The sequence below is a fragment of the Pseudaestuariivita atlantica genome, from assembly GCF_001205715.1.
Lineage (GTDB): Bacteria > Pseudomonadota > Alphaproteobacteria > Rhodobacterales > Rhodobacteraceae > Pseudaestuariivita > Pseudaestuariivita atlantica.
The window spans coordinates 69558-92835 of sequence record NZ_AQQZ01000009.1 but is presented as its reverse complement, the minus strand read 5'-3'; the positions used below and the strand labels follow the sequence as shown (position 1 = coordinate 92835).

Sequence of the window (23278 nt, the reverse complement as noted above, 5' to 3'; positions counted from 1 at the left end):
TCTAGCGGCTGGCCGCGTTCAGCGCGTCGAGGCGGCGCTTGAACTTGGGCGCGGGCAACCGTTCGACCACGTTTTCGCACAACGCGCGGACAAGCCGCGTGCGCCCCTGCGCATCGAGATGCGCCAGAAGGTTCCGCAAATAGGCAGGATGATCGCGCCGTGCGCGGGTGATCCGGGCAAAGCTGTGCGGGGTCAGTTTGCGGGCGCCTGCCTTGGCCAGCACCCGGTAGAGCAACTGCATCTCCAGCAGGTCGGATTGCAGCGCCGCGCCCATGAACGGCATGCGCAATGCGGTCACGTTGGGCCGCCGGAAGAGCGATGCGTGCATCGCGTCGAGCGTTTCGCGCGGGTCGAACAGGATGAAGGCGGCCTCGGCCCCCTCGATCATATCGGGCGCGTATCCGTAGCGGTCGGTGAACGACGTGCGGCGCATGTGCACGAAACGGTCGTCCCAACCGGCATCCGTGGGGTCGAGCGTGGCCTGCGGCTGGATCGCCACCACCGTCGCGCCCGGCGCGGCCACCGAAAAGGCCGCCGCGGCATAGCCGCACGGCCCGGCACCGTAAAAGATCACCCGGTCGAATTCGTCGAAGAACCCGTCATCGGTGAGGTTGTCGAAATAGTCGAACACCTTGCCGTTGCGGAACCACGTATCGCCGTCCGACAACACGCACAGGTGCGACCAGCCCAGTGCGCGGACAAGGTCGAAGCCGATGGGCTGGCCGGTATCGGACAGGGCCTGGATGCCCTGGATCGTCTCGAACGTGACCAGCAGCGTGTCCTGGCCGTCGATATAGGAGGAGGCGTGCCGCGATCCGAGCTCCTGGTAAAAGCCGTGCGCGCCGGCCACTTCGGCAAGCTTCGCCAGCCACTCGGCCTTTTTCAGGCCAAGCATCGGAAGGTCGAATGCGTTGGGCGCGTCTTGCATCTTGCTCGCTCTCCATCCCGCGTGATCGTGGATGTTTGGCGCGACGCTAGGGGCGCATTGGGGCAGAAATGAGAAACATTTGCTGCGAATTTGAGGTTAATGTCGCCGGCTCTACTGCGCCGCGCGGGCGTGATCCTGCAAAAATTGCGCGGCTTTCCGGGGCAGTGGCGTGGATGGCGGGGTCATCAACAGCCGTCCATAGAGCGCGCGGAAGGGTTCTTCGGCCAGTAATTCCTCGAACCGGGCCTTGCGCCATGCGACGGCGCCCGCGTGCAGGGCGCGCAATTCGGGGTCGGCGCCCAGTTCGGCGCGGATGTCGTCGACGCCTGCCAGCGACAGCGCCGAGCGGTCTTCATCGGTATTGAAATTGCGTTCGACCCAGTAATCGAGGCCCAGAGTATGATCGGAATGCACCGCGCGGCCCCGGTCGGCCTTCAGCACGAAACTTTCCATCGCGCCAAGCGGGTAATGGTTGAGCTGCGCCAGCCGATAGAGCGGCTGGCCATAGTTGGAAAAGAGCCGCCGCGTCTTGAACTGTTCGTCCAGTTCGCGCCCCTCGCTGTCGAACCAGCGCGCCGCGTCCAGCCGCGACTTGTCGGGGTTGCGCGGGCGGTGCACGCCCAGTTTCCGGTAGGTGCCGTCGTTGCGGTAGAGCGTCTTGAACATCGCCGACCGCCACGGCCACATCATGATCTCGGGCGCGGCGCGGGTGAAGACCTGCGGCACCGGGCTGTCCGCGTACCGCTCCACCCCCGCATTGCCGAAGAGCCGCCATGTCAGCGTGATGGCGGTGGCGTCGGGCAGGGCGGAGAGCAGCGCGGGCACCGTCCGGTCGCCGACGTGGATGTTGACGAATTCGTCGATGTCGAGCGCGAGGATCCAGTCCGCCGCCTGCACGATGTCGAGCGTTTCCGCCCGTTTCAGCGCGGTGAACTGGATGCCGCGTTTGTCGTAAGGCCCGTCGTTGCGGATATGGGTCAGCCAGCCCATCTCCGACAGGCGGTCGAGCATCTGGTCGGTCCCGTCCTCGCAATCGTTCGAGAAAACGAGCACATCCGTGAACCCGCAGGCGCGGTGATGCGCCAGCCAGTCCAGCAAAAACGCCGCCTCGTTCCGAACGCACAGAACGGCGAGGCAACGCATCGCGCTCACCAGCCCTTCAGGAAGGTCACGACCTTGCCGGTGGAAGCCTTTGGGAAATAGGTGAGGCCCGCGCGGTGCATCGCGTCGAACACCGCCTGAACGCCGTGCTGGCCGATCCATTGCGGATGGGTTTCGATGATCGCGGCGCGCAGGCCCGAGAAATCGCCATGCGGCAGCAACTCGGCCTCGGCCCCTTCGATGTCGCACATCAGGACGGTCGGTTGCAGGTCCTTCAGCGTGGTGTTGAGACCGCGCACCTCCACCTCGTGCTCGCTCACGATGTCCTCGGCATTGTCGCGGTCCATCGACGAGGCGAGGAAGTTGCGCCGGACATAGAAGGTCACGGGCTTGGATTTCCGCTGTGCCAGAAGCGCGTGGTGGATGGTGATGTTGTCGATCCCGTTGGCCGCGTGCACCTCGTGCATGTAGGGGATGAGGGCCGGGTTCGCTTCGAAGGTGTGGACGTGTTTCGCGCCGCAGATCTTGGCCATGAGCGCCGACATGTAGCCGATCCCGCCACCAAGTTCGAGCACCACGTCCTCCTTGCGGATGATGCGCTGGGCGGCATCGGATTCGCGCAACTCGTACCGGTTTTCCCGCAGCGCGCCGCGCACCTGTCCGGTGGTGAATTGCGGGTGTTTCGGGATTTTCAGGCCGCGCGAGTTCAGAAACGGGTTGCGCGGGGCAAAGGTCTGTCCGTCATCCATGGCTCAACTCTCCAGGTCGAGGGCAAGCGCATAGGCCACCCGTTCGGTTGTCGTGAGTTTGCAGGCAAGCGCCTGTTCGTACAGTTCGGCGAATTCCGGCACCGCGTGCAATTCGTCCGCCTTGGCGCGGTGCCATGCGACGCCTTCGTCATGCAGGCGGCGCAGTTCGGGATCGGCCAGAAGGCGGTCCATCTCGGCCCGGACGCGGGGGATGTTCCGCTTGATCGTGATGTCGCGGTAATCCGACCAGTCCATCCGGATCCAGTAATTCAGCCCGATCGAGCGATTGACGTGCAGCGCCCGCCCGCGCTGCCGCTTGATCAGGAAACTTTCCGCTGACCGCAGCGCGTAATGGTTCAGTTGCAGAAGGTCGTAGCCGATGGATTTCTTCGACGAGCGCCAGCCGTTCTTGATCGCCTCCGCCGTCATGTCGAGCCCCGATCCGTTCACCCAGCGCACCTTGTCGGCCTTGGCGTCCTTCAACTGGTTGGGGCGGTGGCAGGACATCTTCTGGTAGGCGCCGATGTTGCGGAACATCGTCTTGAACCCCCAGACGGTGTGCGGTTTGGGGCAGTATTTCGGGGCGCAGCTGTCGAACTGGTCGATGACGAGGTCATCTTCGAACCGGGTGATCCCGTTATGGCCAAACAGCCGCCATGTCATCGCGACGTTGGTCGCGCCCGGCACGCGGTCGAAGAAATCATCGAGCGTGCCGTTGCCGCAGCGCACGTTCATGTATTCGTCCACGTCGATATGGATCAGCCAGTCGGCCTTCCGCACCACCGGCTCTTTCATCGCCTTGTTGAGCGCGAATTGCTGGGGGCTTTTGCCTTTCCAGTCCTCGTTCTGGCGGTGTTCGACCAGCCCCATTTCCTGCATCCGGTCGAGAATGGTCGAGGTCGAATCCTCGCATCCATTTGTATAGATGAGGAAATTGTCGACGCCGATGGCCCGGTGATAGGCGACCCATTCGACGATATAGGGCGCTTCGTTCTTCATGCAGCCGACGATCACGTTGCCGGTCGACCCTTTCGGAAGATCGCGTTCGGGCGCGGGCGTAAAGGCGGCGGCGAGGTCTTCTTCGTTCACCAGCCCCATCTTGTTGTGGGGGCGGAAGGTCGAACCCTGCAGGCGGGCGAAATTGGCCTGCGCGGCGGGCGGCAGAAGCGCGCGGGCCTGCGCGGTCAACCCGTCGATCGTCACCTTGCGGCGCTTGGGAGGGGCCGACAGCGCGGCGATATCCTCGCCCCGCTCGGCCCGCGCCTGTTCCTGCGCGCGCCGGATCCGCCCGACATCGGCGCGCAGGTATTGCGAGGCGCGAAAGCCGTACATCGGGTCGGGCGGCGTCCACTCCAGCAGGGCCTCGGGCGGACTGACATGCGCGGGGTCAAGCGCGGGGTGGTCCTGCGCCAGCCGTTCCAGCGCCGGGCCGAACCGGTCGGACACGCGCGACAGCGATCCCGGCGCGATCCCGTCACCCGGTACGTGCAGGTCGGCGACCAGCCGCCGCCACATCTGGCGGGGCAGGATGTATCCCTTGTGCGCGATCAGCTTGAGAAGCAGGTCGTTATAGGCGACGCCGCGTTCCAGCCATGCCGCCGAAGGCGCGTCCGGGCCGTCCACCGCCTCGACCTTGCCCGCCTTCAGCGGCAGGTCGAAGATGCGCGCGATTTCCTCCACCGCGTCCGTCCCGGCAAGCCGCGCCTCGTCCACGGACGCGATGCGCACGGTGCCGAACACCTCGCCCCAGAACGCTGCCAGCGCCCCGGTATCCAGCCAGTGCGGGGCACCCTGCACCTCGGGGAAGATCCCGCGTGGCGGATCGGCCCTGTCATGGGTCGAACGCGCAGCCTCCCACCAGTCGTCGGCTTCCAGCAGGTCGAGGTCACGCGACAGCGGCGCGGCGCGCCCGTCCTGCACCATGTTCGCGAAGTGCCGCGCCAGCGCGGTGGCCGGGTCCGTGACGGCGATCACAATCTCGACCGTGTCGGCATGGGGGCTGAGCAACGAGTGCAGACGCTCAAGCTCTGCCCGGTTGGTCAGGCCCGTGCCCAGTTGCTGGGCCGACAGGATCACGTGATCGGGCTTGGTGTCTGCCAACTCGCGGGTCAGCGCATCGCGGACCTCGTGATACAGCGCCTCCTGCTTGTCGGCGGGCGCGAAGCCGCGATTGAAGCGCAGCGTATCGACCCGGTCCGACACCGCCATCGCCAGCCGCGTATGATTGCGCCGTCCCGGTGCGCGCGGGTAGAGGATGCCGTTTCCGCCAAGCGCACCGCGCTTGAGGTCCAGCACCGCCTGCATGCGCGCGGACGACCAGGCGTCACAGCCGATATGCAGCGACATCTTCATGGGGACACGTCGTCCAGCTTGTGCCGGTTCACGTTGGCGCGGCCCCACCATGGCAGGTCCCGCCCGATATGCGCCGCGATGAGCCGCGGCGCGTTGTCGTCGGCAAGGTCATACCGCAGGTAATCCGCATCCCCTGCGAACAGGCGGTCAAGATGCGCGTAGTGCCCTTCGATCCACCTTTTGCGTTCGGCATGGGTGTCGCCGAACCCCTTGGGAAGGCCGGGAATATTGCCCGCCGGTAACCGTTCGGTCCCCAGGTTGCGCCAACGCAGCATCGCGTCGGACAAATCCTGCGGCTCTCGCCACGAGGCCACGAACTTCACCCCCGGATGGTGCTTGCGGATAGCGTCGATCAGTGCCCAGTCGGTCTGCGGCCAGTAGGAACGCGGGCCCGTGATCGTCGAAATCTCGGTAAAGGCGTCGAACTCGGCCATCGTGTGCAGCGGATCGCCGGTGTCGAAGAAATCGCGGTACATCTGCACGCCGACGAAACTGTGATGCAGTGCCGCGTTGCCGGTCTGCTCGGGCTTGATGCGGTGATCGGCGACCTTGAGGCTCGCCCGGCCCAATGCCCGCGCCAGCGTCGTGGTGCCCGTCTTGGGCAGGCCCAGGTTGACGACCTTCAGCGTCATGCCGCCGCCCCGATCTCGGCCAGGAACTCCGCCTCGCCCGGTGGCAGCGTGTCGGCGGCACGCAATTGCGCCTGCATCTCGCGGTAGCTGTCCTGCGTCAGCAGGTGATCGCGCTTGGCGATGTGCCGCGCCACGCACTCCGCGTGCAGCGCGGCAATCTCGGGGTCGGATTTCAGATCGGCCAGCGCGGCCTCAAGTCCCGGCAGGTAGCGCGCGATCGAACGGTCCTCGTACGCGGCATCGTTGCGCTCGCGCCAATAGGTGTCATCGAAGGCGCGGTGATCGCGGTTCACGTCGCCACGGTCGTTCTTGACGAGGTAGCTGTCGAGCGAGCGCAGCGCGTAGTGATTGAGCGTCGCCAGCGCCCGCGCGCCGCGGGCCGGGAACTTGCGGATGCGCCGCTTGTTTGCCGCGACGAGGAACTTGTGCGGCACCGCCCGCCCGCTGCCATCGGTCCAGCTTGGCCGGTCGCGCGGCGACAGCGTGTCCTTGAAGAACGGCCGGTGCGCGCCGTAATAGTGCAAGGGAAAATCGCGGCGGATCAGCGACTTGACCTCTATCGCCGTCTCCGCGCACCAGATGTCGGGATTGTGGCTGTGATGGAACTGCCCGATCACGGGTGTGTCCACGAATGCCTCGACCCCGGCATTGGCCATGAACTGGAAGGTCACGCTGATCGCCTGCGGATCGCCGCAGGCATCGATCAGCGCCGGGATCGTGTGATCGCCCGCATGGATGTTCAGGAACTCGTCCACATCCGCGATCCACACCCAGTCGGCATCCTTCACGACCTTCTGCCGCGCGGCGTCCTTCAACGCCTCCATCTGGTAATTGCGCCCCTCGGCGGGGTTCGGCAGGTGCACCACGCCGCCCCGCGCGGCCAGTGCATCCAGCAGCGTGTCCGTGCCATCGTCGCAATCGTTGGAATAGAACAGGAAGTCGGTCACCCCGATCAGGCGGTTGAACGCGATCCATTCCAGCAGGAAGGGACCCTCGTTCTTCACGCATGTCACGGCGGTGATCCGCATCGCGCCACCGGTTCCGGGTTGGGGGTTGGACATCGTCCTCGTATCCTGCCTGCACTCACATCCGGGTCATTTGTCGCCCGGAATACCGCTCTTATTGTTAACAAAACCATGCCAGAGGCGCGGAATCCCGTCAAGAATCGCTTGGGCCCGCGCTGGACAGGGGGCGTTTGCGGACCAATTGTGTTGCGATTGACACGCGCCACTGCACCCGGTCAGGGTGGCGCGGCACAGACAATGGGGGGCAGATGGCCGACATCTCTTCGATCGACGCGGTGGAACGCACGCTCGCCGCCCAGGGCTACGTGTCCGACCGCGCGCTGGCGACGGTGGTCTTCCTTGCCCTGCGCCTCGGGCGGCCGCTTTTCCTCGAAGGGGAGGCCGGCACCGGCAAGACCGAGATCGCCAAGACCCTCGCCCAGGCGCTCGGCCGTCGCCTGATCCGCCTGCAATGCTACGAAGGCCTCGATGCCGCGCAGGCGGTCTATGACTGGAACTTCCCCGCCCAGATGGTCGCGATCCGCACGGCCGAGGCAACGGGTAGCACCGACCGCGATGCGCTGCAGGACGAGTTGTTCGGCCCCGACTACCTCATCGAACGCCCGCTTCTGCAGGCGATGCGCCCGCATGCCGAAGGCCCGCCGGTGCTGCTGATCGACGAGCTTGACCGCACCGACGAACCGTTCGAGGCGTTCCTCCTCGAAGCGCTCAGCGACTTCCAGGTCACGATCCCCGAAATCGGCACCATCGCCGCCCCGGAACCGCCCATCGTGATCCTCACCTCCAACCGCACGCGCGAAGTGCACGATGCTCTGAAACGCCGCTGCCTCTACCACTGGGTGGACTACCCCTCCCATGCCCGCGAAATGGAAATCCTCGCCGCCCGCGCGCCCGACGCCGCCGAGGGCCTCAGCCGCGAGGTCGTGGCCTTCGTCCAGCGCCTCCGGACCGAGGATCTCTTCAAGAAACCGGGCGTCGCCGAAACCATCGACTGGGCCAAATGCCTGCTGGCACTCGACACGCTCACCCTCTCGCCCGAGGTCATCGCCGACACGCTCGGCGCGCTCCTGAAATACCAGGACGACATCCAGAAACTGCAGGGGTCAGAGGCCAAACGCCTGCTGGACGAGGCCCGCGCCTCCCTCGAACCCGCCTGACATCCCACCCATCGCCCCTTCTTCTCTTGCCAAATATGGCGGGGGTCTGGGGGCAGCGCCCCCAGGACAGATGCCCGAATACGCGCCCCTCGACCTGCCCGATGACCCCAAGCTTGCGGGCAACATCACCCATTTCGCCCGCGCCCTGCGCAAGGCGGGCCTCGCCATCGGGCCGGGCCGGGTGATCGACGCCATCGAAGCGGTCTCGGCAGCGGGGTTCACCGAGAAACGCGATTTCTACTGGACCCTTCACGCCTGCTTCGTCTCCCGCCCCGAACAGCGCGCCACCTTCGCGCAGGTCTTCCGCCTCTACTGGCGCGACCCGCGCTACCTCGAACACATGATGAGCGTCATGCTCCCCTCGATCCGTGGCGTGCAGGAGGAACGCACCGCGAAAGCGGCCGAGAAACGCGCGGCCGAGGCGCTGCTGGACGGCGCGATGCCCGACCTCCCCGAGGCGGGCTCGGCCGAGCCCGACGAGGACACCCGCATCGATATCGACGCCTCGCGCACCATGTCGGCCGAGGAAAAGCTGCGCACACTCGATTTCGAACAGATGTCGACGGCCGAGGTCGCGGCGGCCAAGCGGATGCTGGCGCGGCTTACGCTGCCTGTCCCGCCGCTGAAAACCCGTCGGACCGCACCTTCGGCCAACGGGGCGCGGATCGACCGGGCGGCGACGCTGCGCGCCGCGATGCGCCGGGGCGGGGAGATCGGAACGCTGCCCCGCGTGCAGCCCCGCACCCGCTGGCCCAACCTTGTCGTGCTGTGCGACATTTCCGGGTCGATGTCGCAATACTCGCGGCTGATCCTGCATTTCGTGCACAGCGTGGCGAACCGCAAGGGCGCGGGCTGGGCCAGGGTGCATGCCTTCACCTTCGGCACGCGCCTCACCAACATCACCCGCCATCTCGCCACCCGCGACGTCGACGCGGCACTCGCTGCCGCGGGCGCCGAGGCGCAGGACTGGGAGGGTGGCACGCGGATCGGCACCAGCCTCGACCGGTTCAACCGCGACTGGTCGCGCCGCGTTCTGGGGCAGGGCGCGGTCGTTCTGCTGATCACCGATGGCCTCGACCGGGACGAGGCCGGCCTGCTTGGCCCCGCGATCGAACGCCTGCACCTGTCCTGCCGCCACCTCATCTGGCTGAACCCGCTTTTGCGTTGGGAGGGCTTCGCCCCGCGCGCCACCGGCATCGCGACGATGTTGCCCCATGTCGACGCCTTCCGCGCCGGCCATTCCATCGCCTCGATCGAGGCGCTCGCCGCCGCTTTGTCCGGGTCCGGCGACCTTTCAGGTGACCTGCGACGTTTGCGCACGTTGCTCGAGAAATAACAATAAAGATCGCAACCATTTTCGGGGAGAGGCGGTTGGGGCTGCAACAAGGCGCCATGCTTGAGCGCCGTAAAAGTTTGAAAGGAAAGCCAAATGACGACCCTCGTCAAGAAAGCCCCCCTGTTTCTCGCCGCCACCGTGTTCGGTGCATTCACCTCGACCGCGGCCCTCGCGCAGACCGTCGCATGTGACGCGGATGCCGGCATCCTCACCAACTGCCTGACCGGTGAAGAAGTCGACGTCGACAACCAGGCTGCCGAAGGCCCCGGCCGTGGCGCCGAGCGTGTGACCGTGGGTACGGTCGACGACCAGGACAATGGCCAGGCCGATGGCGGCAGCGCAGCCGTCGTGGGCACCGTGGACGACCAGGACAACGGCCAGGCCGATGGCGGCAGCCCCATCAACGGGTAACCCCGACACCCGAACGGTTTCAGACCCCGTCGCGCATCCGCGCGGCGGGGTTTTTTGCATGGCCGGACGCCTTGCATCCGCGTCACGCCCGCGCCACGGTACCGGCATGAGGTTTCACCGTGACTGACCTGCCCGGCATCCCCGAACGCGCGCTCGACTGGTACAGCGACGGGCGCGGCGTGGCCCTGGCCACCGTGGTCGAGACATGGGGTTCGGCCCCGCGCCGCGTGGGCGCGCAGCTGGTCATCGCCGATGACGGGGAGATGCAGGGCTCGGTCTCGGGCGGCTGCGTCGAAGGCGCGGTCGTGGTCGAGGCGCTGGAGGCGCTGGAAGAGGGCGAGGCGCGGCTGCTGGAATACGGTGTGTCCGACGACGATGCCTTCGCGGTGGGCCTTGCCTGCGGCGGCACGATCCGCGTTCTGGTCGAACCGGTCGGTCCGGTTCTGCCCGAAAACCTGCTGACCGATCTGGTCGCCCGCCGGGCGGCCCGCCAGCCTGTTGCCTATGTCGCCGACACCGCCACCGGCGCACGACGGCTGGAAACCGAAGGCCATGACGCTAGGTTCCGCCGCGATGCGTCCGGGTTCGAACCGGACGGCACCACCTTCGTCGCGATCCACAACCCGCCCCTGCGGCTGGTCGTCGTGGGCGCGGTGCATATCGCGCAGGCGCTGTTGCCGATGGCGCGCGCGGCGGGGTTCGACCCGGTGGTGATCGACCCGCGCCCCGCCTTCGCCTCGTCCGCGCGCTTCCCCGGCGAGACACTGCTGGACGACTGGCCGGATGCGGCGGTGGACGCGGTGGGCCTTGATGCGCGCACGGCGCTTGTCCTTCTCACCCACGATCCGAAACTCGACGACCCGGCGCTTATGCGCGGGCTTGTCTCGGATGCGTTCTACATCGGCGCTCTGGGCTCCACCCGGACCCATGCCAAGCGCGTCGCGCGGCTGACCGAGGCGGGGCTGTCAGAGGCCGACATCGCCCGCATCCACGCCCCCGTGGGCCTTGATATCGGGGCGTCCGGCCCGGCCGAGATCGCCGTGTCGATTCTCGCCCAGATGATCGCCGTCCTGCGGGGCAAGGCGTGAAATTCGGCCCCGTGCCCGTGACCGAGGCGGCGGGCGCGATCCTTGCCCATTCCGTCGCGCTGGACGGTCGCAGGCTGCGCAAGGGCGTCGTCCTTGGCCCGGACGACATCGCGGCGCTTGCGGCCAGCGGGCTTGACCGGGTGACCGTGGCGCGGCTGGAGCCGGGAGACGTGGACGAAGGCACCGCCGCCGCGCGGCTTGCCGAGGCGCTGACCGACGGGCATGCGGACATGCGCCTGACGCCGCCGACCAATGGCCGGGTGAACGTGGTTGCGACCCGCGCGGGGCTGGCACGGCTTGATGCCGCAAGGATCGACGCGGTGAACGGGATCGACCCGGCGGTGTCGCTTGCCACCGTGCCGCGCTGGCACCGGATGGCGGCGCGCGGGCTGATGGCGACGATCAAGATCATCACCTACGCCGTGCCGGGCGCGCATCTGGACGCGGCTATCGAGGCCGGGCGCGGCGCGATCGGCCTTGCCGCGCCGCAGGTCAGGCGCGCCGCGCTGATCGTGACCGAGGTACCGGGCGGGCCGGGCCTGAAAGGCAGCGCCGCGATAGAGGCGCGGCTTGCGGCGCTCGACGTGACGCTGGACCGGGTCGACAAGGTGCCGCACGAGACAACCGCGCTCGCCACCGCACTGGCGGCGGTGGAGGCGGAGCTGATCCTTGTCCTCACCGGATCGGCCACCTCAGACCCCTCGGACGTCGCCCCAAGCGCGGTGCGCGCGGCGGGCGGGCGGGTCGAACGGTTCGGGATGCCGGTCGATCCCGGCAACCTGCTGTTCATCGGCAGCCTTGGTGAGCGGCCGGTGATCGGCTTGCCGGGCTGCGCGCGCTCGCCCGCGTTGAACGGGGCGGACTGGGTGCTGTCACGGGTGATCTGCGGCGTGGCCGTCGCATCGGACGATATCGCGCGAATGGGCGTGGGCGGGCTCTTGAAAGAGATGCCAAGCCGCCCGACACCGCGCCGCGCGCGCGGTTAGACATCATTTGTTTTGGGGAAAGCCGAGGCGCGCCGCTTTGACGGCGCGCCGGTCAGGCAAGGCGTCAGGCCTCGTCCTGCTGTTCCGCTTCGGGCTCTGCCTTCGGCTTGGGCTTGGTCCCGGCGGGCAGGGGGCCGATCAGCATGATCATCTGGCGGCCTTCCATCTTGGGGAAGTTTTCCACCCGGCCCAGTTCCTTGGTGTCCTCGGCCACCCGTTCCAGCAGGTCACGGCCAAGGTTCTGGTGCGCCATCTCGCGCCCGCGGAACCGCATGGTGATCTTCACCTTGTCGCCGTTTTCGAGGAACTTGTACACGTTGCGCATCTTGACGTCGTAGTCGTGCGTGTCCGTGTTGGGGCGGAACTTGACCTCCTTGATCTCGATGGTCTTCTGCTTCTTCCGCGCCTCGGATTCCCGCTTTTGCTGTTCGTACTTGAACTTGCCGAAATCCATGATCTTGCAGACCGGCGGGCTGGCATTGGGCGAGATCTCGACAAGGTCGAGCCCGGCCTGTTCGGCCAGTTCCATTGCGCGGGAGGGGGTCACCACCCCGACGTTCTCGCCTTCGGCGCCGATCAGGCGTATTTCCGGGGCACGAATGCGGTCGTTGACTCGAGGTCCGGTGTCACGGGTAGGGGGCGCGTTGTGCGGTCTGCGGGCTATCGGACTTGTCCTTCGATTGTTGCCGAAATCTGAGCCGCCAAGGTAGAGGGGCACCCCTACCGATTCAAGCGGCAAAAGTGGCCGAATGCAGGAAATTGCCCGATTTTCCCCTTGCAGCCGGTCACGGGGTTGGCCATCTCGCCATCAATACCGGACAGGCGCCGGATGCGCCTCGGGGAGCCTTGTGCAAGGAGTGTTTTGATGAGGACCATCATCCTTTTGATCGGTGCCGCCGTCGTGGCGGGCATCGGGTATTTCGTGGTCACCGGTCGCAGCGTCGATGACGTCGTCTCGAGCGCGCAGGAGACTGCGTCGGACGTGACCACCGCCGCAACCGAAGCGGCGAGTGATGCGGCGACCGCGACGACCGAAGCGGCCTCCAGCGCGGCTGACGCGGTGGCCGATACCGCGTCCGATGCCGCCGACGCGGTCAGCGATGCGGTCGACAGCGCCGTCGATACCGCAACGGACGCGGCAAGTGACGTGGCCGACGCCGCCGCTGGCGCGGTCGATTCCGCCAGCGACGCCGTAGACAGTGCCGTGGACAGCGTGTCGAATGCTGCATCGGACGCAAACGACGCGGCCACCGACGCTGTCAGCGATGCCGTCGACACCGCAACCGACACCGCCGCCGCTGCTGCCGACGCCGCAACCGACGCCGCCAGCGATGCGGTCGATACGGCAAAGGACACGGCCGCTGCCGCTGCTGATGCCGCGAGCGATGCCGTTGACACCGCGAAGGAAACCGCAGCTGCCGCCGCCGACGCGGCAACCGATGCCGCGACCGACGCCGTGGACACCGCGACCGACACCGCTGCTGCCGCTGCCGATGCGGCGACCGATGCCGCGGGCGATGCCGTGGACACTGCAACCGACACCGCCGCCGCGGCTGCCGACGCGGCGACTGATGCGGCCAGCGACGCCGTGGACACCGCGACCGACACCGCTGCTGCGGCTGCCGATGCAGCAACAGACGCTGCTACCGACGCCGTGGACACCGCGACTGACACCGCCGCTGCAGCTACCGATGCAGCAACCGATGCCGCGAGCGACGCTGCGGACACCGCGACCGACACCGCCGCTTCGGCTGCCGATGCAGCGACTGATGCGGCGAGCGACGCCGTGGACACCGCGACCGACACCGCCGCCGCCGCTGCCGACGCGGCAACCGACGCTGCGGGCGATGCCGTGGACACCGCGACCGACACCGCTGCCGCTGCAACTGATGCTGCGACGGACACGGCTGCTGCTGCCACTGACGCCGCGACGGACACGGTTGCTGCTGCCACTGACGCCGCGACGGACACGGTTGCTGCTGCCACTGACGCCGCGACGGACACGGTTGCTGCTGCCACTGACGCCGCGACGGACACGGTTGCTGCTGCCACTGACGCCGCGACGGACACCGCCGCTGCCGCAACCGATGCCGCAGCGGACACCGCCGCTGCCGCAACTGACGCTGCAACGGACACGGCTGCCGCCGCAACTGATACTGCGACGGACACCGCCGCTGCTGCGACCGACGCCGCGATGGATACCGCTGCCGCGACGACCTCGGCGGCGACCGATGCGGGAGGCAGCATTGCCGAGGCGCTGACGGTCGACGGGTTCGACGTGTCGAAAGTGACCGAGATGATCGAGAACTCGGACCTCGGAGCGCTGCAGAAAACGACGCTCGTGGCGGCCGTCAAGAAAGCGGCAGAGAACCCCGATCTCGTGAAATCGGTGATCGAGCAGGTGAAGACCGCGCTTGGCCGCTAAGTCACGGCCCAAGAAAGACAAAAACGCCGCGCGGATCCAACGGTCCGCGCGGCGTTTGCATGTCCGGGACGTGGCCCCGTCAGCCGACGAAGGCCTTTTCGACCACGTAATGCTTGGGATCGCTGTTCGCGCCTTCCTCCAGCCCGAAGCTTTCGAGGATCGCCTTCAGATCGGTGTTCAACCCCAGCGACCCGCAGACCATCGCGCGGTCGGTGTCGGGCGACATGCCGTCGATGCCCAGGTCGGCAAACAGCGTCCCGTCCTCCAGAAGCGTCGTGATGCGGCCCATCCTGAGGCTCTCTTCGCGCGTCGTGGTGGGGTAGTAGGTGAGCTTGCCGAGGTTCTCCTGACCCAGCAACTCGCCCATCATCTCGTCCGTCCGGATATGCTCGACCAGGCGGCGGCCATATTCCAGCTCGGCCACGTCGCGGCAGGTATGGGTGATGATGACCTGCTCGTAATCCTCGAACGTCTGGGGATCGCGCAGGAGCGAGGCGAAGGGCGCGAACCCGGTGCCGGTGGCAAAGAACCACAGGCGTTTGCCCGGCAACAGCGCGTCATGCACCAGCGTGCCCACGGGCTTGGGGCGCAGGATGATCTGCTCCCCCGGCTGGATGTGCTGCAGTTTCGAGGTCAGCGGCCCGTCCTGCACCTTGATCGAGTAGAATTCCAGCTCGTCATCCCACGAGGGCGACGCGATGGAATAGGCGCGCAAGAGCGGTTTCTGCTTGCCGGTCTTCGGATCGGGATCGCCCATCAGGCCGATCATCACGAATTCGCCGGACCGGAAGCGCAACGATGCGGGCCGCGTGCAGCGGAAGGAAAACAGCCGGTCGGTCCAGTGCGTGACCTCGGTCACGGTCTGGGCGTCGGGCAGGGCTTTGACGGCGGTCTGGGTGTTCACGGGTGTCTGCTCGGTCATGTCATGCGTCGCGGGGGCGCGCGGGCCCCCGACATCCTTAGAGAAATCTGTCAGGTTTGAGAAGCGTCTCAGCTGTCACGCAGCCTTGACTGGTAATCGTGGTCCCGCCACTGGCTGCGAAATAGCCATTCGGGTTCGGGTTGTCGCTGGGCCAATTCGTCGCTGATCTCGACCTCGTCGAACCCCGACCGCCGCGCCATCGCGTACTGGTCCGAGATCACGTGCCCGCGCGCCCTCAACCGCCCGGCAAAGCCCATGCGCCGCAGCCGCGCGGCGATGGTGAACCCGCGCCCGTCCGCGAAGGAGGGGAAATCGACGCGGATCACCTCTGCCGACAGGCGGTCCGCCAGCGTATCCGGGTCGGCGTCCGACGGCACGTCAAGCGCGCGCACGTCGTTTGCTGCTTCACCAAGAGGCACGAAGGTGCCGGTGTAAGTGTCGGGCGCAAAGCCCTGATCCGTCACGAGAATGGTCATGCCGCGCCTCTCACTATCTTGCCGTCCACGATGTGGATGCCGCATTCGTCCTTGTCCTGCCCGCGCCAGCGCCCGGCGCGTTCGTCCTCGCCCTCGGCCACGCGGGACGTGCAGGGCGCGCAACCGATCGAGCGGAAGCCCTGCGCCACCAGCGGGTGCCGGGGCAGATCGTGGCGGGTGATGTAGGCCTGCACCTCCTCCCGCGCCCAGGTGGCGAGCGGGTTGATCGTCAGCCCGCGCCCGCGCGGGTCGGGGGTGAATGTCTGCACGTCGGCGCGCTGCCCGCCCTGGTACCGCTTGCGGCCCGTGATCCACGCATCGAACCCCTGCAGCGCGGCGTCCAGCGGCGCGGTCTTGCGCAGGGCGCAGCAGGCGTCGGGGTCGCGCAGGTGCAGCGTGTTATCGGCATCGCGCGCCGTATCGCCGCGCAGGACCTGCACGTTGGACAGGCCAAGCGCTCCGGCGACCTCGCGCTGGTAGGCGAGCGTTTCGGCAAACAGCATCTCGGTATCGACGAACAGCACCGGGGCCGTCGGGTCGATGCGGCTGACGAGGTGCAGGATGACGACGCTGTCGGCCCCGAAGGCCGACACCACCGCGACGCGCCCCGCCGACCGCCCGATCAGGACCGATGACAAAAGCGACAGCGCCGCCTGCTCCTGGTAGGCGAGGTTCAGCGCCTGCGCCCGTGGCGCGAAATCGACCGCGTGTATCATGCCGCGCGCGCCTTCTGTTCGCCGTAAAGCGCCGCCTTGAACGGCTCCATCCCGACGCGGCGATAGGTGGCGAGGAACGTCTCTTCGGCCCCGTCACGCAGGGCGAGGTAGGCGTCGATGATGCGCTCGATCGCGGGCACGATCTCGTCATAGCTGAAGCCGGGGCCGGTGCGGTCGCCGATGGCGGCCGTTTCCGTGGCGTCGCCGCCCAGCGTGATCTGGTAGGTTTCCACGCCCGCGCGGTCCAGCCCGAGGATGCCGATATGGCCCACGTGATGGTGCCCGCAGGCATTGATGCAGCCCGAGATCTTCAGCTTCAGCTCGCCAATTTCGTGTTCCAGCTTCAGCGCGTCGAACCGCTCCGCGATCTTCTGCGCGACGGGGATCGAACGGGCCGTGGCCAGAGCGCAGTAATCCATGCCGGGGCAGGCGATGATGTCGGAAATAAGCCCGATATTCGAGGTGCCTAGCCCGGCCTGTTGAAGTTCCGCGTGAACCTGCGGCAGGTTCGCGCGGGGGACATGCGGCAGGATGACGTTCTGTTCGTGGCTGATGCGCAATTCGTCATGTGCAAGGCGTTCGGCGATATCCGCCATCACGCGCATCTGGTCGCTTGTCGCGTCCCCCGGCGTCGCCCCATGCGCCTTGAGCGAGATGGTGGCGATCGCGTAACCGGGCTGCTTGTGGTCGGTCACGTTGGTATCGACCCACGACCGGAAAACGGGATCGTTTTCATACGCCGTATCAAAGGCATCGCCCGCGACCTTGATGTAATCCGGCCCGCGGAACTGGTCCCGGATACGCGCGAGAAGGCGCTGGTCGGCGCCCTTGAACGCCGGGCGAAGCTCGGCAAAGCGCGCCTCGGTCAGTTCGCGGATGCGGTCGATCCCGTTCTCGTGCACGGTGATCTTGATCCGGGCCTTGTACTTGTTGTCGCGCCGTCCCAGCAGGTTGTAGACGCTGAGAACGGCCTCGACATAAGGGAGCAGGTCCGCGCGGGGGAGAAAGTCGCGCAGGACCTGGCCGATCATCGGGGTGCGGCCAAGGCCGCCGCCCACGAAGATACGGTATCCGGTCTCGCCGCCACGCCTCACGATCTGCACGGCGAGGTCATGCGCCTTCAGCACAGCGCGGTCCTGTTCCGAGGCACCGACGGCGATCTTGAACTTGCGCCCGAGGAACTGGAACTCGGGGTGATCGGTGGACCACTGGCGCAGCAATTCGGCGGTGGGGCGGGGGTCTTCGATCTCGTCGGCCGCGGCGCCCGCGAAATGGTCCGAGGTCACGTTGCGGATCGTGTTGCCCGAGGTCTGGATGGCGTGCATGTCGACCTCGGCCAAGGCATCCAGCATGTCTGGCACGTCGCGCAGTTCGGGCCAGTTGAACTGGATGTTCTGGCGGGTGGTGAAATGGCCGTACCCCTTGTCCCACCGGTCCGCGATCTCGGCCAGCTTGCGCATCCGCGCGCCGTTCAGCGTGCCGTAGGGGATCGCGACGCGCAGCATGTAGGCGTGCAGCTGCAGGTAAAGGCCGTTCATCAGGCGCAGGGGCTTGAACTCGTCCTCGGTCAGCGCGCCCGCGATGCGGCGCTCCACCTGCGCGCGGAACTGCGCGTTGCGGGCCTTGAGGAAGGCGCGGTCGAAATCGGTATAGTTATACATGGGCGCTGTCCGCCTGTTTGCCGTGGGGGTAGTTGGAGGGGCCGGTGCGGCGGAACTCCTCGCGGAAATGGGTGGGGGTGCCATCGGCGGTCACCTCGGCGAGGTAGGCCCCGACCACTTCACCGGGTTGCGACTGCGCCAGCAAAAGCCGCAGGTCGGCATCGGCCTCGTCGGTCAGCACCTCGGCCCGCGACAGGTGCCGCGTCCACGTGTCATCCGCCGCGAGGTAGACGACATCGCCCGCGATCAGCGCGTTGGCGGTGACGACCTTGGGTGTGAACGGTTTGGGCATGATGGCCTCCGGGCGGTTTACCCGTCCAGATATAGGAAAAAATTCCATATGAAGGCTAGATGCGCGGTTGAATAAGGAACTTTGTTCTGATTTACCGCGTAGCGGGACGAAATTTCCCCGAAAGAGGAGCATGCGAAAATGTCGGTTCGGATCGACGAGCTTGATCGGAAAATCCTTGGCTGCCTGCAGGTGGATGCCAGCCGGTCCCTTGATGAGATCGCAACGGAAGTGGGGTCGTCGAAGACCCCGGTGTGGAATCGCATCCGCAAGATGCGGGAGGCGGGGATCATCACCTCGCAGACCGTCACGCTGGATGCCGAGGCGCTGGGCTTCGATGCCTGCTTCTACGTGCTGATCCGCACGTCCGAGCATGAACAGGACTGGCAGAAACGGTTCCTGGAGGCGCTGAACGCCCGGCCCGAAGTGCAGGAGGCGCACCGGCTGGCAGGCGATATCGATTACATCCTGAAGGTGCGGGTGCCCAATGCAAGGGCCTATGACGCCTTCTACCAGGCGCTGATTTCCGAAGTGAAGATCCACAATGTCACGGCGCTTCTGTCGATGGAAGAGATCAAGTCGACGACGGCGCTGCCTTTGTAGGGGCGGAGCGAGGGGCCAGCCCCTCGCGCTCCCCGAGGTATTTGAGAACCGAAGAAGGGGCGGGTCAGCCGCGGGGGATGCCGAAACCCGGCGGGGCGAGGTCGAAGCCCGAGAATTGGAAGCCGGGAGAGACCGTGCAGCCCACGAGCGTCCAGTCGCCGGTGGTGCGGGCGGCCTGCCAGTGGTTTTCGGGGACGACGATCTGGGGCGCGCCCTTGGCGAGGTCGGGGGTGAGCAGGTGGTCGGTTGCGGGGCCGCTTTCGGTTGCCGCGAGCGACAGGATGAGGGGCGCACCGGCGTAGAGGTGCCAGATCTCGGTCGCGTCGACGCGGTGCCAGTGGCTGGCTTCGCCGCCTTTCAGCAGGAAGTAGATGCAGGTTCCGGCGGCGCGGGGCTGTTCGGTGCCTTCCCATGTCTGGCGGTACCAGCCGCCTTCGGGATGCGGCTGGAGGCCGAGATGGTCGATGATGTCGTCGGCTGTCATGGCGCGTCCTTTCGGAACCCAGCTTGCCGCCTTGGGGTTGGGTCGGCAAGCCGATCAAGGAGCATCTGACATGAGCTATTCCCAAGGAGACAAGGTCGAATGGGACCGGGGCAACGGCACGGCCGAGGGCACCGTTCAGAAGACCTATACCCAGAAGATCACCCGCACCCTGCAGGGCAGCGAGGTCACGCGGAACGGGTCGGACGATGATCCGGCGCTTTATATCGAGCAGGAGGACGGTGACGGCGTCCTGAAGCTCGCCTCGGAAGTGCGCAAGGCGTGAGCGAGCCGCTGCGCTATTACCCCGACGACCAGCCGGGGATCTTGCGGCGTCGGTGCGGGCGCGGCTTTTCCTATGTCGCGCCCGATGGCACCCGGATCGATCGGGGGGCGGAGCGTAAGCGGCTGGACGCGCTGGCGGTGCCGCCCGCCTATGACGACGTGTGGATGAGCCCGTTCGCCAATGGCCATCTGCAGGCCACGGGCCGGGACGCGCGGCGGCGCAAGCAGTACCGGTATCACCCCGTCTGGGTGGAGGAGCGGGCGCGGGACAAGTATGCCGATCTGCCTGCCTTCGGCGAGGGTTTGCCACGCCTGCGCCGCCGCATCCGCGCGGACCTGAAGGGCGAGGCGGGGGAGGAGCGGTTCGCGCTGGCCGCCGCCGCCGCGCTGATCGACCGGATGGCGCTGCGGGCGGGGTCCGAAGCCTATACCGAGCAGAACGGCAGTTACGGGGCGCTGACCCTGCGCAACCGTCATCTGACACTGGACGGGTCGAAAGTACGGCTCGACTACACCGCCAAGGGCGGGCAGCGGGTGCGCAAGGCGCGGTCCGACCGGACGCTGGCGCGGGCGCTGGAGGCGGTGCAGGACCACGGCGGCGCGACGCTTTTCAGTTTCGTGGGCGCGGATGGCGCAGTGCGGTCGCTCAGGTCGGAGACGCTGAACGCCTACCTTGCCGAGCACACGGCCACGAATGCCACGGCCAAGACCTTCCGCACATGGGCCGGGTCGGTCGCGGCGTTCGACGTGGCACGGCAGGGTGGCGCGACGATCAAGGCGATGGCCGCGGCGGCGGCGGAGCGGCTGCACAACACGCCCACGATTGCGCGGAACAGCTACATCCATCCGGAGGTGATTGCCCTCGCCGGTGGTGAGGCGCTGGGTGCGGCGGACCCGCCTGCCGAGCTGACGCAGGCGGAGGCGGGGTTTCTCGACCTGCTGGCCTAGGCTTCGATGATCGGGATCTGCGGGGCGGCGTTGCGCGGCAGGTCGCCGGTGAGGCGCGGGTCGGGGGCGATTTCGACCTCTTGCCTGACGGCTGTGAACCCCGAGTGGCGGTAGAAGGGCATCGCCTGCGGGCTGTCGAGCGTGCAGGTGTGGACGTGGAAGCGCGTGATAGGGCGGGCGAAGGCGCGGCGCGTGGCCTCTCCCATCAAGGCGCGGCCAAGGCCGGTACCGATGGCGGCTTGGGTCAGGCCGAAGAAGGCGAGTTCGCAGGCGTTTTCTTCGCGGAAATCGAGTTCGAGGAGGCCGAGGTCAGCGTCGCCCCGGCGCAGGGCGAAGGCGTCGTAGGCTGGATCGGTGAGGATCGCGGTGAGGTCGTCGTCGCTCATGCGGAGACGGGAGAACCAGAGCCAGTCTTGCCCGACAGCGCGGAAAAGGTCGCGGTAGGTGTCGGGGGTGGCCGTGTCGAGCGGGGCGAGGTGCGTGTCGTCCGGCAGGTTGGCCAGCGTGGCGGGTGGCGCCGACATCTCCAGATGCGTGACGACGGTGGCGACGTGGCCGGGCGGGGCGGCGTGGAAACCGGGGGTGAGGGTCACGGGGCGCCGTCTACGATCAGATCGTTCAATTCCGCCACGGACAGGGACCCGCGAAGGGAAACCTCTTTCACGATATCACCGCCCTTGTTGATGCCTTGCCGCGCGCGGTTGCGGGAAAAGTCCGCCATGCGTGTGGCGGGAACATAGAACCAGTCTCCGCGACGCATATGAGACCCGCCTTGAAGGAAATTGCCGCTATTGCCCGGAGCGAGATCAATCCGATCGGCATGAGCGCGATAAAAAGCCCCGGCATCAAACCAAAGCGTCGCGATCGGCACGTCGCGAGCGATGGATTTCGCAAAGTCGGCGCCTTTGCGCGCGGGCCAGAAGAAAACGCGGCTGTCCAGTTGTTCTGCCCATTCCTCGGGGCTGTAGCCTTCAATTTCGCGGTGCGCGGCCCTGAGACCGTGAACGATTGGCAGCTGATGGTTCAGGACGGCCCCGCCGGACAATTCCATCCGCGTTCGTCGGAGTGCCAACGTGGCCGGGTCAACCTTGGCCGCACGCGCGAGCGCGGCGGCCGGATGAAGACCCTGCTTTCGGATCAAAGCCACGTTGGACGCCGCCGTCACATGCGCGAGGCGGGTGCCGACCGCTTTTATGAATGCAGCCTCGCTCACTTCAGGATGGACCGGCCCGCGTATTCGGCGGTCTCGCCCAGTTGCTCCTCGATGCGGATCAGCTGGTTGTATTTCGCCAGCCGGTCGGAGCGCGCGAGTGACCCGGTCTTGATCTGCCCGCAATTGGTGGCGACGGCGAGGTCGGCGATGGTGGCGTCCTCGGTCTCGCCCGAGCGGTGGGACATCACGTTGGTGAAGCCCGCGCGGTGGGCCATGTCCACGGCCTTGAGCGTTTCGGTGAGCGAGCCGATCTGGTTGACCTTCACCAGCATCGAGTTGGCAGATTTCTTGGCGATCCCGTCGGCGAGGCGGGCGGGGTTGGTGACGAACAGGTCGTCGCCCACCAGTTGCACCTTGTTACCCAGCGCGGCGGTCAGGGCGGCCCAGCCGTCCCAGTCATCCTCGGCCATGCCGTCCTCGATCGAGATGATGGGATAGTCGTCGCAAAGCGCCTGAAGGTAGGTCACGTTTTCGTCGGACGACAGCGTTTTGCCTTCGCCCGCAAGGACGTACGCGCCGTCCTTGTAATACTCGGTCGAGGCGCAATCGAGCGCCAGCATGATGTCGTCGCCCGGTTTGTAGCCTGCCTTCTCGATGGATTTCAGGATGAAATCGAGCGCGTCGCGGGTTGACGACAGGTTGGGGGCGAAGCCGCCTTCGTCGCCGATGCCGGTGGAGAGGCCCGCCGCCGACAGCTCTTTCTTCAGCGTGTGGAAGACTTCCGACCCCATGCGGACGGCGTCGCGGATCGTGTCGGCGGCGACCGGCATGATCATGAATTCCTGGATGTCGATCGGGTTGTCGGCATGTTCGCCGCCATTAATGATGTTCATCATCGGCACCGGCAACAGGCGGGCCGAGGTGCCGCCGACGTAGCGGTAGAGCGGCTGCGCGGTGAAATCGGCGGCGGCCTTGGCGGTGGCGAGCGAGACGCCGAGGATCGCGTTGGCGCCCAGCCGCCCCTTGTTGGGCGTGCCGTCGAGTTCGATCATCGCCTCGTCGATAGCGACCTGTTCGACGGCGTCGAAGCCCACCAGCGCCTCGGCGATCTCGCCATTGACCGAGGCCACGGCCTCCAGCACGCCCTTGCCCATGTAGCGGCCCGCGTCGCCGTCACGCTTTTCGACCGCTTCGTGTGCGCCGGTGGACGCGCCCGAGGGCACGGCGGCGCGGCCCTGCGTGCCGTCTTCGAGCGTGACGTCCACTTCGACTGTGGGGTTGCCGCGGCTGTCGAGGATTTCGCGGGCGTGGATGTCGATGATGGTGCTCATGGGGAGGCTCCTTGGGGCGCGTGTCCGGGTGGCGCTGTCTTACCATGACGGGACGCGGGGGCAACCGGGTGGGGGGTAGGACCGGCAATTCGGTAAAGCGCCAGCGACGGGCCGCGGTGCGTCGATCAACGGGTGTGCGGATCACTTTATGTCCGCCACCTCCGCAATCGCTGCGAGCGGCGCGCCTAGACCAGCCAAATCGACGTGCCGGGGGGCGGCCCGT

General features: G+C 66.8%; 25 protein-coding genes. 9 read left to right on the top strand and 16 right to left on the bottom strand.

Annotation, left to right across the window (positions count from 1 at the left end):
* Position 1: 1 nt before the first annotated feature.
* The 6 genes from ATO11_RS17435 to ATO11_RS17410 all read right to left on the bottom strand — a co-directional run bounded on the left by ATO11_RS17435 (position 2) and on the right by ATO11_RS17410 (position 6790).
* Positions 2 to 928, bottom strand: coding sequence for a hypothetical protein (locus ATO11_RS17435; protein WP_050532198.1), 927 nt, complete (start codon positions 926 to 928; stop codon positions 2 to 4).
* Between the two features lie 111 nt (positions 929 to 1039).
* The gene (locus ATO11_RS17430) at positions 1040 to 2071 is read right to left on the bottom strand and encodes a glycosyltransferase family 2 protein (RefSeq protein WP_050532197.1); all 1032 of its coding nucleotides are present in this window, start codon (positions 2069 to 2071) and stop codon (positions 1040 to 1042) included.
* Between the two features lie 5 nt (positions 2072 to 2076).
* Positions 2077 to 2778: an FkbM family methyltransferase gene (locus ATO11_RS17425; RefSeq protein ID WP_050532196.1), complete on the bottom strand. Its 702-nt coding sequence runs from the start codon at positions 2776 to 2778 to the stop codon at positions 2077 to 2079.
* A 3-nt stretch (positions 2779 to 2781) separates the two neighbouring features.
* Positions 2782 to 5130, bottom strand: coding sequence for a glycosyltransferase family 2 protein (locus tag ATO11_RS17420; protein WP_050532195.1), 2349 nt, complete (start codon positions 5128 to 5130; stop codon positions 2782 to 2784).
* A complete protein-coding gene (locus tag ATO11_RS17415) occupies positions 5127 to 5762 on the bottom strand; it encodes a hypothetical protein (protein WP_050532194.1) in 636 nt (211 codons plus the stop codon). The genes ATO11_RS17420 and ATO11_RS17415 overlap by 4 nt, the downstream gene beginning before the upstream one ends.
* The gene (locus tag ATO11_RS17410) at positions 5759 to 6790 is read right to left on the bottom strand and encodes a glycosyltransferase family 2 protein (RefSeq protein WP_050532193.1); all 1032 of its coding nucleotides are present in this window, start codon (positions 6788 to 6790) and stop codon (positions 5759 to 5761) included. Before ATO11_RS17410 ends, ATO11_RS17415 begins: the two co-directional genes overlap by 4 nt.
* A 245-nt stretch (positions 6791 to 7035) precedes the next feature.
* On the opposite strand from ATO11_RS17410, the gene ATO11_RS17405 reads away from it, so the two are divergent.
* From ATO11_RS17405 to ATO11_RS17385, 5 genes are all read left to right on the top strand, one after another.
* A complete protein-coding gene (locus tag ATO11_RS17405; protein ID WP_050532192.1) occupies positions 7036 to 7944 on the top strand; it encodes an AAA family ATPase in 909 nt (302 codons plus the stop codon).
* Between the two features lie 70 nt (positions 7945 to 8014).
* A complete protein-coding gene (locus tag ATO11_RS17400) occupies positions 8015 to 9280 on the top strand; it encodes a vWA domain-containing protein (protein WP_050532191.1) in 1266 nt (421 codons plus the stop codon).
* Positions 9281 to 9373: 93 nt separating this feature from the next.
* Entirely contained in the window at positions 9374 to 9691 is a 318-nt protein-coding gene (locus ATO11_RS17395) for a hypothetical protein (RefSeq protein ID WP_050532190.1), read from the top strand.
* A gap of 119 nt (positions 9692 to 9810) precedes the next feature.
* Entirely contained in the window at positions 9811 to 10779 is a 969-nt protein-coding gene (locus tag ATO11_RS17390) for an XdhC family protein (protein ID WP_050532189.1), read from the top strand.
* On the top strand, positions 10776 to 11765 hold the full coding sequence (locus ATO11_RS17385) for a molybdopterin-binding protein (RefSeq protein ID WP_050532188.1): 990 nt from the start codon (positions 10776 to 10778) through the stop codon (positions 11763 to 11765). Before ATO11_RS17390 ends, ATO11_RS17385 begins: the two co-directional genes overlap by 4 nt.
* Before the next feature lie 64 nt (positions 11766 to 11829).
* Here ATO11_RS17385 and infC read toward each other — a convergent pair whose 3' ends face one another.
* Positions 11830 to 12483, bottom strand: coding sequence for a translation initiation factor IF-3 (gene infC, locus ATO11_RS17380; protein WP_479725080.1), 654 nt, complete (start codon positions 12481 to 12483; stop codon positions 11830 to 11832).
* 147 nt (positions 12484 to 12630) lie between these two features.
* Here infC and ATO11_RS17375 point away from each other — a divergent pair, with 147 nt between their 5' ends.
* Positions 12631 to 14190: a hypothetical protein gene (locus ATO11_RS17375; RefSeq protein WP_050532187.1), complete on the top strand. Its 1560-nt coding sequence runs from the start codon at positions 12631 to 12633 to the stop codon at positions 14188 to 14190.
* 79 nt (positions 14191 to 14269) lie between these two features.
* On the opposite strand, the gene ATO11_RS17370 is transcribed toward ATO11_RS17375, so the two are convergent.
* The 5 genes from ATO11_RS17370 to ATO11_RS17350 form a co-directional block, all read right to left on the bottom strand.
* A complete protein-coding gene (locus tag ATO11_RS17370) occupies positions 14270 to 15112 on the bottom strand; it encodes a ferredoxin--NADP reductase (protein WP_050532186.1) in 843 nt (280 codons plus the stop codon).
* Between the two features lie 68 nt (positions 15113 to 15180).
* Complete coding sequence (locus tag ATO11_RS17365; protein WP_050532185.1) at positions 15181 to 15588, bottom strand: DUF934 domain-containing protein; 408 nt, start codon at positions 15586 to 15588, stop codon at positions 15181 to 15183.
* On the bottom strand, positions 15585 to 16304 hold the full coding sequence (locus ATO11_RS17360; RefSeq protein WP_050532184.1) for a phosphoadenylyl-sulfate reductase: 720 nt from the start codon (positions 16302 to 16304) through the stop codon (positions 15585 to 15587). Before ATO11_RS17360 ends, ATO11_RS17365 begins: the two co-directional genes overlap by 4 nt.
* On the bottom strand, positions 16301 to 17965 hold the full coding sequence (locus ATO11_RS17355) for a nitrite/sulfite reductase (RefSeq protein ID WP_050532183.1): 1665 nt from the start codon (positions 17963 to 17965) through the stop codon (positions 16301 to 16303). Before ATO11_RS17355 ends, ATO11_RS17360 begins: the two co-directional genes overlap by 4 nt.
* Positions 17958 to 18257, bottom strand: coding sequence for a DUF2849 domain-containing protein (locus ATO11_RS17350; protein ID WP_050532182.1), 300 nt, complete (start codon positions 18255 to 18257; stop codon positions 17958 to 17960). The genes ATO11_RS17355 and ATO11_RS17350 overlap by 8 nt, the downstream gene beginning before the upstream one ends.
* 138 nt (positions 18258 to 18395) lie before the next feature.
* On the opposite strand from ATO11_RS17350, the gene ATO11_RS17345 reads away from it, so the two are divergent.
* Positions 18396 to 18857, top strand: a complete 462-nt coding sequence (locus tag ATO11_RS17345) for an Lrp/AsnC family transcriptional regulator (protein WP_050532181.1) — start codon at positions 18396 to 18398, stop codon at positions 18855 to 18857.
* Positions 18858 to 18921: 64 nt separating this feature from the next.
* Here ATO11_RS17345 and ATO11_RS17340 read toward each other — a convergent pair whose 3' ends face one another.
* Entirely contained in the window at positions 18922 to 19341 is a 420-nt protein-coding gene (locus ATO11_RS17340) for a cupin domain-containing protein (RefSeq protein ID WP_050532180.1), read from the bottom strand.
* Positions 19342 to 19411: 70 nt separating this feature from the next.
* Between ATO11_RS17340 and ATO11_RS17335 the strand changes: the two genes are divergently transcribed.
* Positions 19412 to 19624: a hypervirulence associated TUDOR domain-containing protein gene (locus tag ATO11_RS17335; protein WP_050532179.1), complete on the top strand. Its 213-nt coding sequence runs from the start codon at positions 19412 to 19414 to the stop codon at positions 19622 to 19624.
* Entirely contained in the window at positions 19621 to 20571 is a 951-nt protein-coding gene (locus tag ATO11_RS17330) for a DNA topoisomerase IB (RefSeq protein ID WP_050532178.1), read from the top strand. The genes ATO11_RS17335 and ATO11_RS17330 overlap by 4 nt, the downstream gene beginning before the upstream one ends.
* Here ATO11_RS17330 and ATO11_RS17325 read toward each other — a convergent pair.
* From ATO11_RS17325 to eno, 3 genes are read right to left on the bottom strand one after another with little or no spacing between them, the layout of a single operon-like run.
* Positions 20568 to 21164 carry a GNAT family N-acetyltransferase gene (locus tag ATO11_RS17325; protein WP_050532177.1) on the bottom strand — a complete coding sequence of 199 codons (597 nt, stop codon included), beginning with the start codon at positions 21162 to 21164 and terminating at the stop codon, positions 20568 to 20570. The two genes, ATO11_RS17330 and ATO11_RS17325, sit on opposite strands and share 4 nt — an antisense overlap.
* On the bottom strand, positions 21161 to 21784 hold the full coding sequence (locus tag ATO11_RS17320; protein ID WP_050532176.1) for a DUF7002 family protein: 624 nt from the start codon (positions 21782 to 21784) through the stop codon (positions 21161 to 21163). The genes ATO11_RS17325 and ATO11_RS17320 overlap by 4 nt, the downstream gene beginning before the upstream one ends.
* Positions 21781 to 23055, bottom strand: a complete 1275-nt coding sequence (gene eno, locus ATO11_RS17315) for a phosphopyruvate hydratase (protein WP_050532175.1) — start codon at positions 23053 to 23055, stop codon at positions 21781 to 21783. The genes ATO11_RS17320 and eno overlap by 4 nt, the downstream gene beginning before the upstream one ends.
* Positions 23056 to 23278 lie beyond the last annotated feature (223 nt).

Bases quoted from the DNA above. Each gene is read 5' to 3' on its own strand.
- ATO11_RS17370 (WP_050532186.1), bottom strand. From the start codon at position 15,112: ATGACCGAGCAGACACCCGTGAACACCCAGACCGCCGTCAAAGCCCTG.
- ATO11_RS17375 (WP_050532187.1), top strand. From the start codon at position 12,631: ATGAGGACCATCATCCTTTTGATCGGTGCCGCCGTCGTGGCGGGCATC.
- ATO11_RS17335 (WP_050532179.1), top strand. From the start codon at position 19,412: ATGAGCTATTCCCAAGGAGACAAGGTCGAATGGGACCGGGGCAACGGC.
- ATO11_RS17340 (WP_050532180.1), bottom strand. From the start codon at position 19,341: ATGACAGCCGACGACATCATCGACCATCTCGGCCTCCAGCCGCATCCC.
- ATO11_RS17430 (WP_050532197.1), bottom strand. From the start codon at position 2,071: ATGCGTTGCCTCGCCGTTCTGTGCGTTCGGAACGAGGCGGCGTTTTTG.
- ATO11_RS17365 (WP_050532185.1), bottom strand. From the start codon at position 15,588: ATGACCATTCTCGTGACGGATCAGGGCTTTGCGCCCGACACTTACACC.
- ATO11_RS17405 (WP_050532192.1), top strand. From the start codon at position 7,036: ATGGCCGACATCTCTTCGATCGACGCGGTGGAACGCACGCTCGCCGCC.
- ATO11_RS17360 (WP_050532184.1), bottom strand. From the start codon at position 16,304: ATGATACACGCGGTCGATTTCGCGCCACGGGCGCAGGCGCTGAACCTC.
- ATO11_RS17400 (WP_050532191.1), top strand. From the start codon at position 8,015: ATGCCCGAATACGCGCCCCTCGACCTGCCCGATGACCCCAAGCTTGCG.
- ATO11_RS17420 (WP_050532195.1), bottom strand. From the start codon at position 5,130: ATGAAGATGTCGCTGCATATCGGCTGTGACGCCTGGTCGTCCGCGCGC.
- ATO11_RS17345 (WP_050532181.1), top strand. From the start codon at position 18,396: ATGTCGGTTCGGATCGACGAGCTTGATCGGAAAATCCTTGGCTGCCTG.
- ATO11_RS17435 (WP_050532198.1), bottom strand. From the start codon at position 928: ATGCAAGACGCGCCCAACGCATTCGACCTTCCGATGCTTGGCCTGAAA.
- ATO11_RS17355 (WP_050532183.1), bottom strand. From the start codon at position 17,965: ATGTATAACTATACCGATTTCGACCGCGCCTTCCTCAAGGCCCGCAAC.
- ATO11_RS17410 (WP_050532193.1), bottom strand. From the start codon at position 6,790: ATGCGGATCACCGCCGTGACATGCGTGAAGAACGAGGGTCCCTTCCTG.
- ATO11_RS17425 (WP_050532196.1), bottom strand. From the start codon at position 2,778: ATGGATGACGGACAGACCTTTGCCCCGCGCAACCCGTTTCTGAACTCG.
- ATO11_RS17395 (WP_050532190.1), top strand. From the start codon at position 9,374: ATGACGACCCTCGTCAAGAAAGCCCCCCTGTTTCTCGCCGCCACCGTG.
- ATO11_RS17415 (WP_050532194.1), bottom strand. From the start codon at position 5,762: ATGACGCTGAAGGTCGTCAACCTGGGCCTGCCCAAGACGGGCACCACG.
- ATO11_RS17350 (WP_050532182.1), bottom strand. From the start codon at position 18,257: ATGCCCAAACCGTTCACACCCAAGGTCGTCACCGCCAACGCGCTGATC.
- eno (WP_050532175.1), bottom strand. From the start codon at position 23,055: ATGAGCACCATCATCGACATCCACGCCCGCGAAATCCTCGACAGCCGC.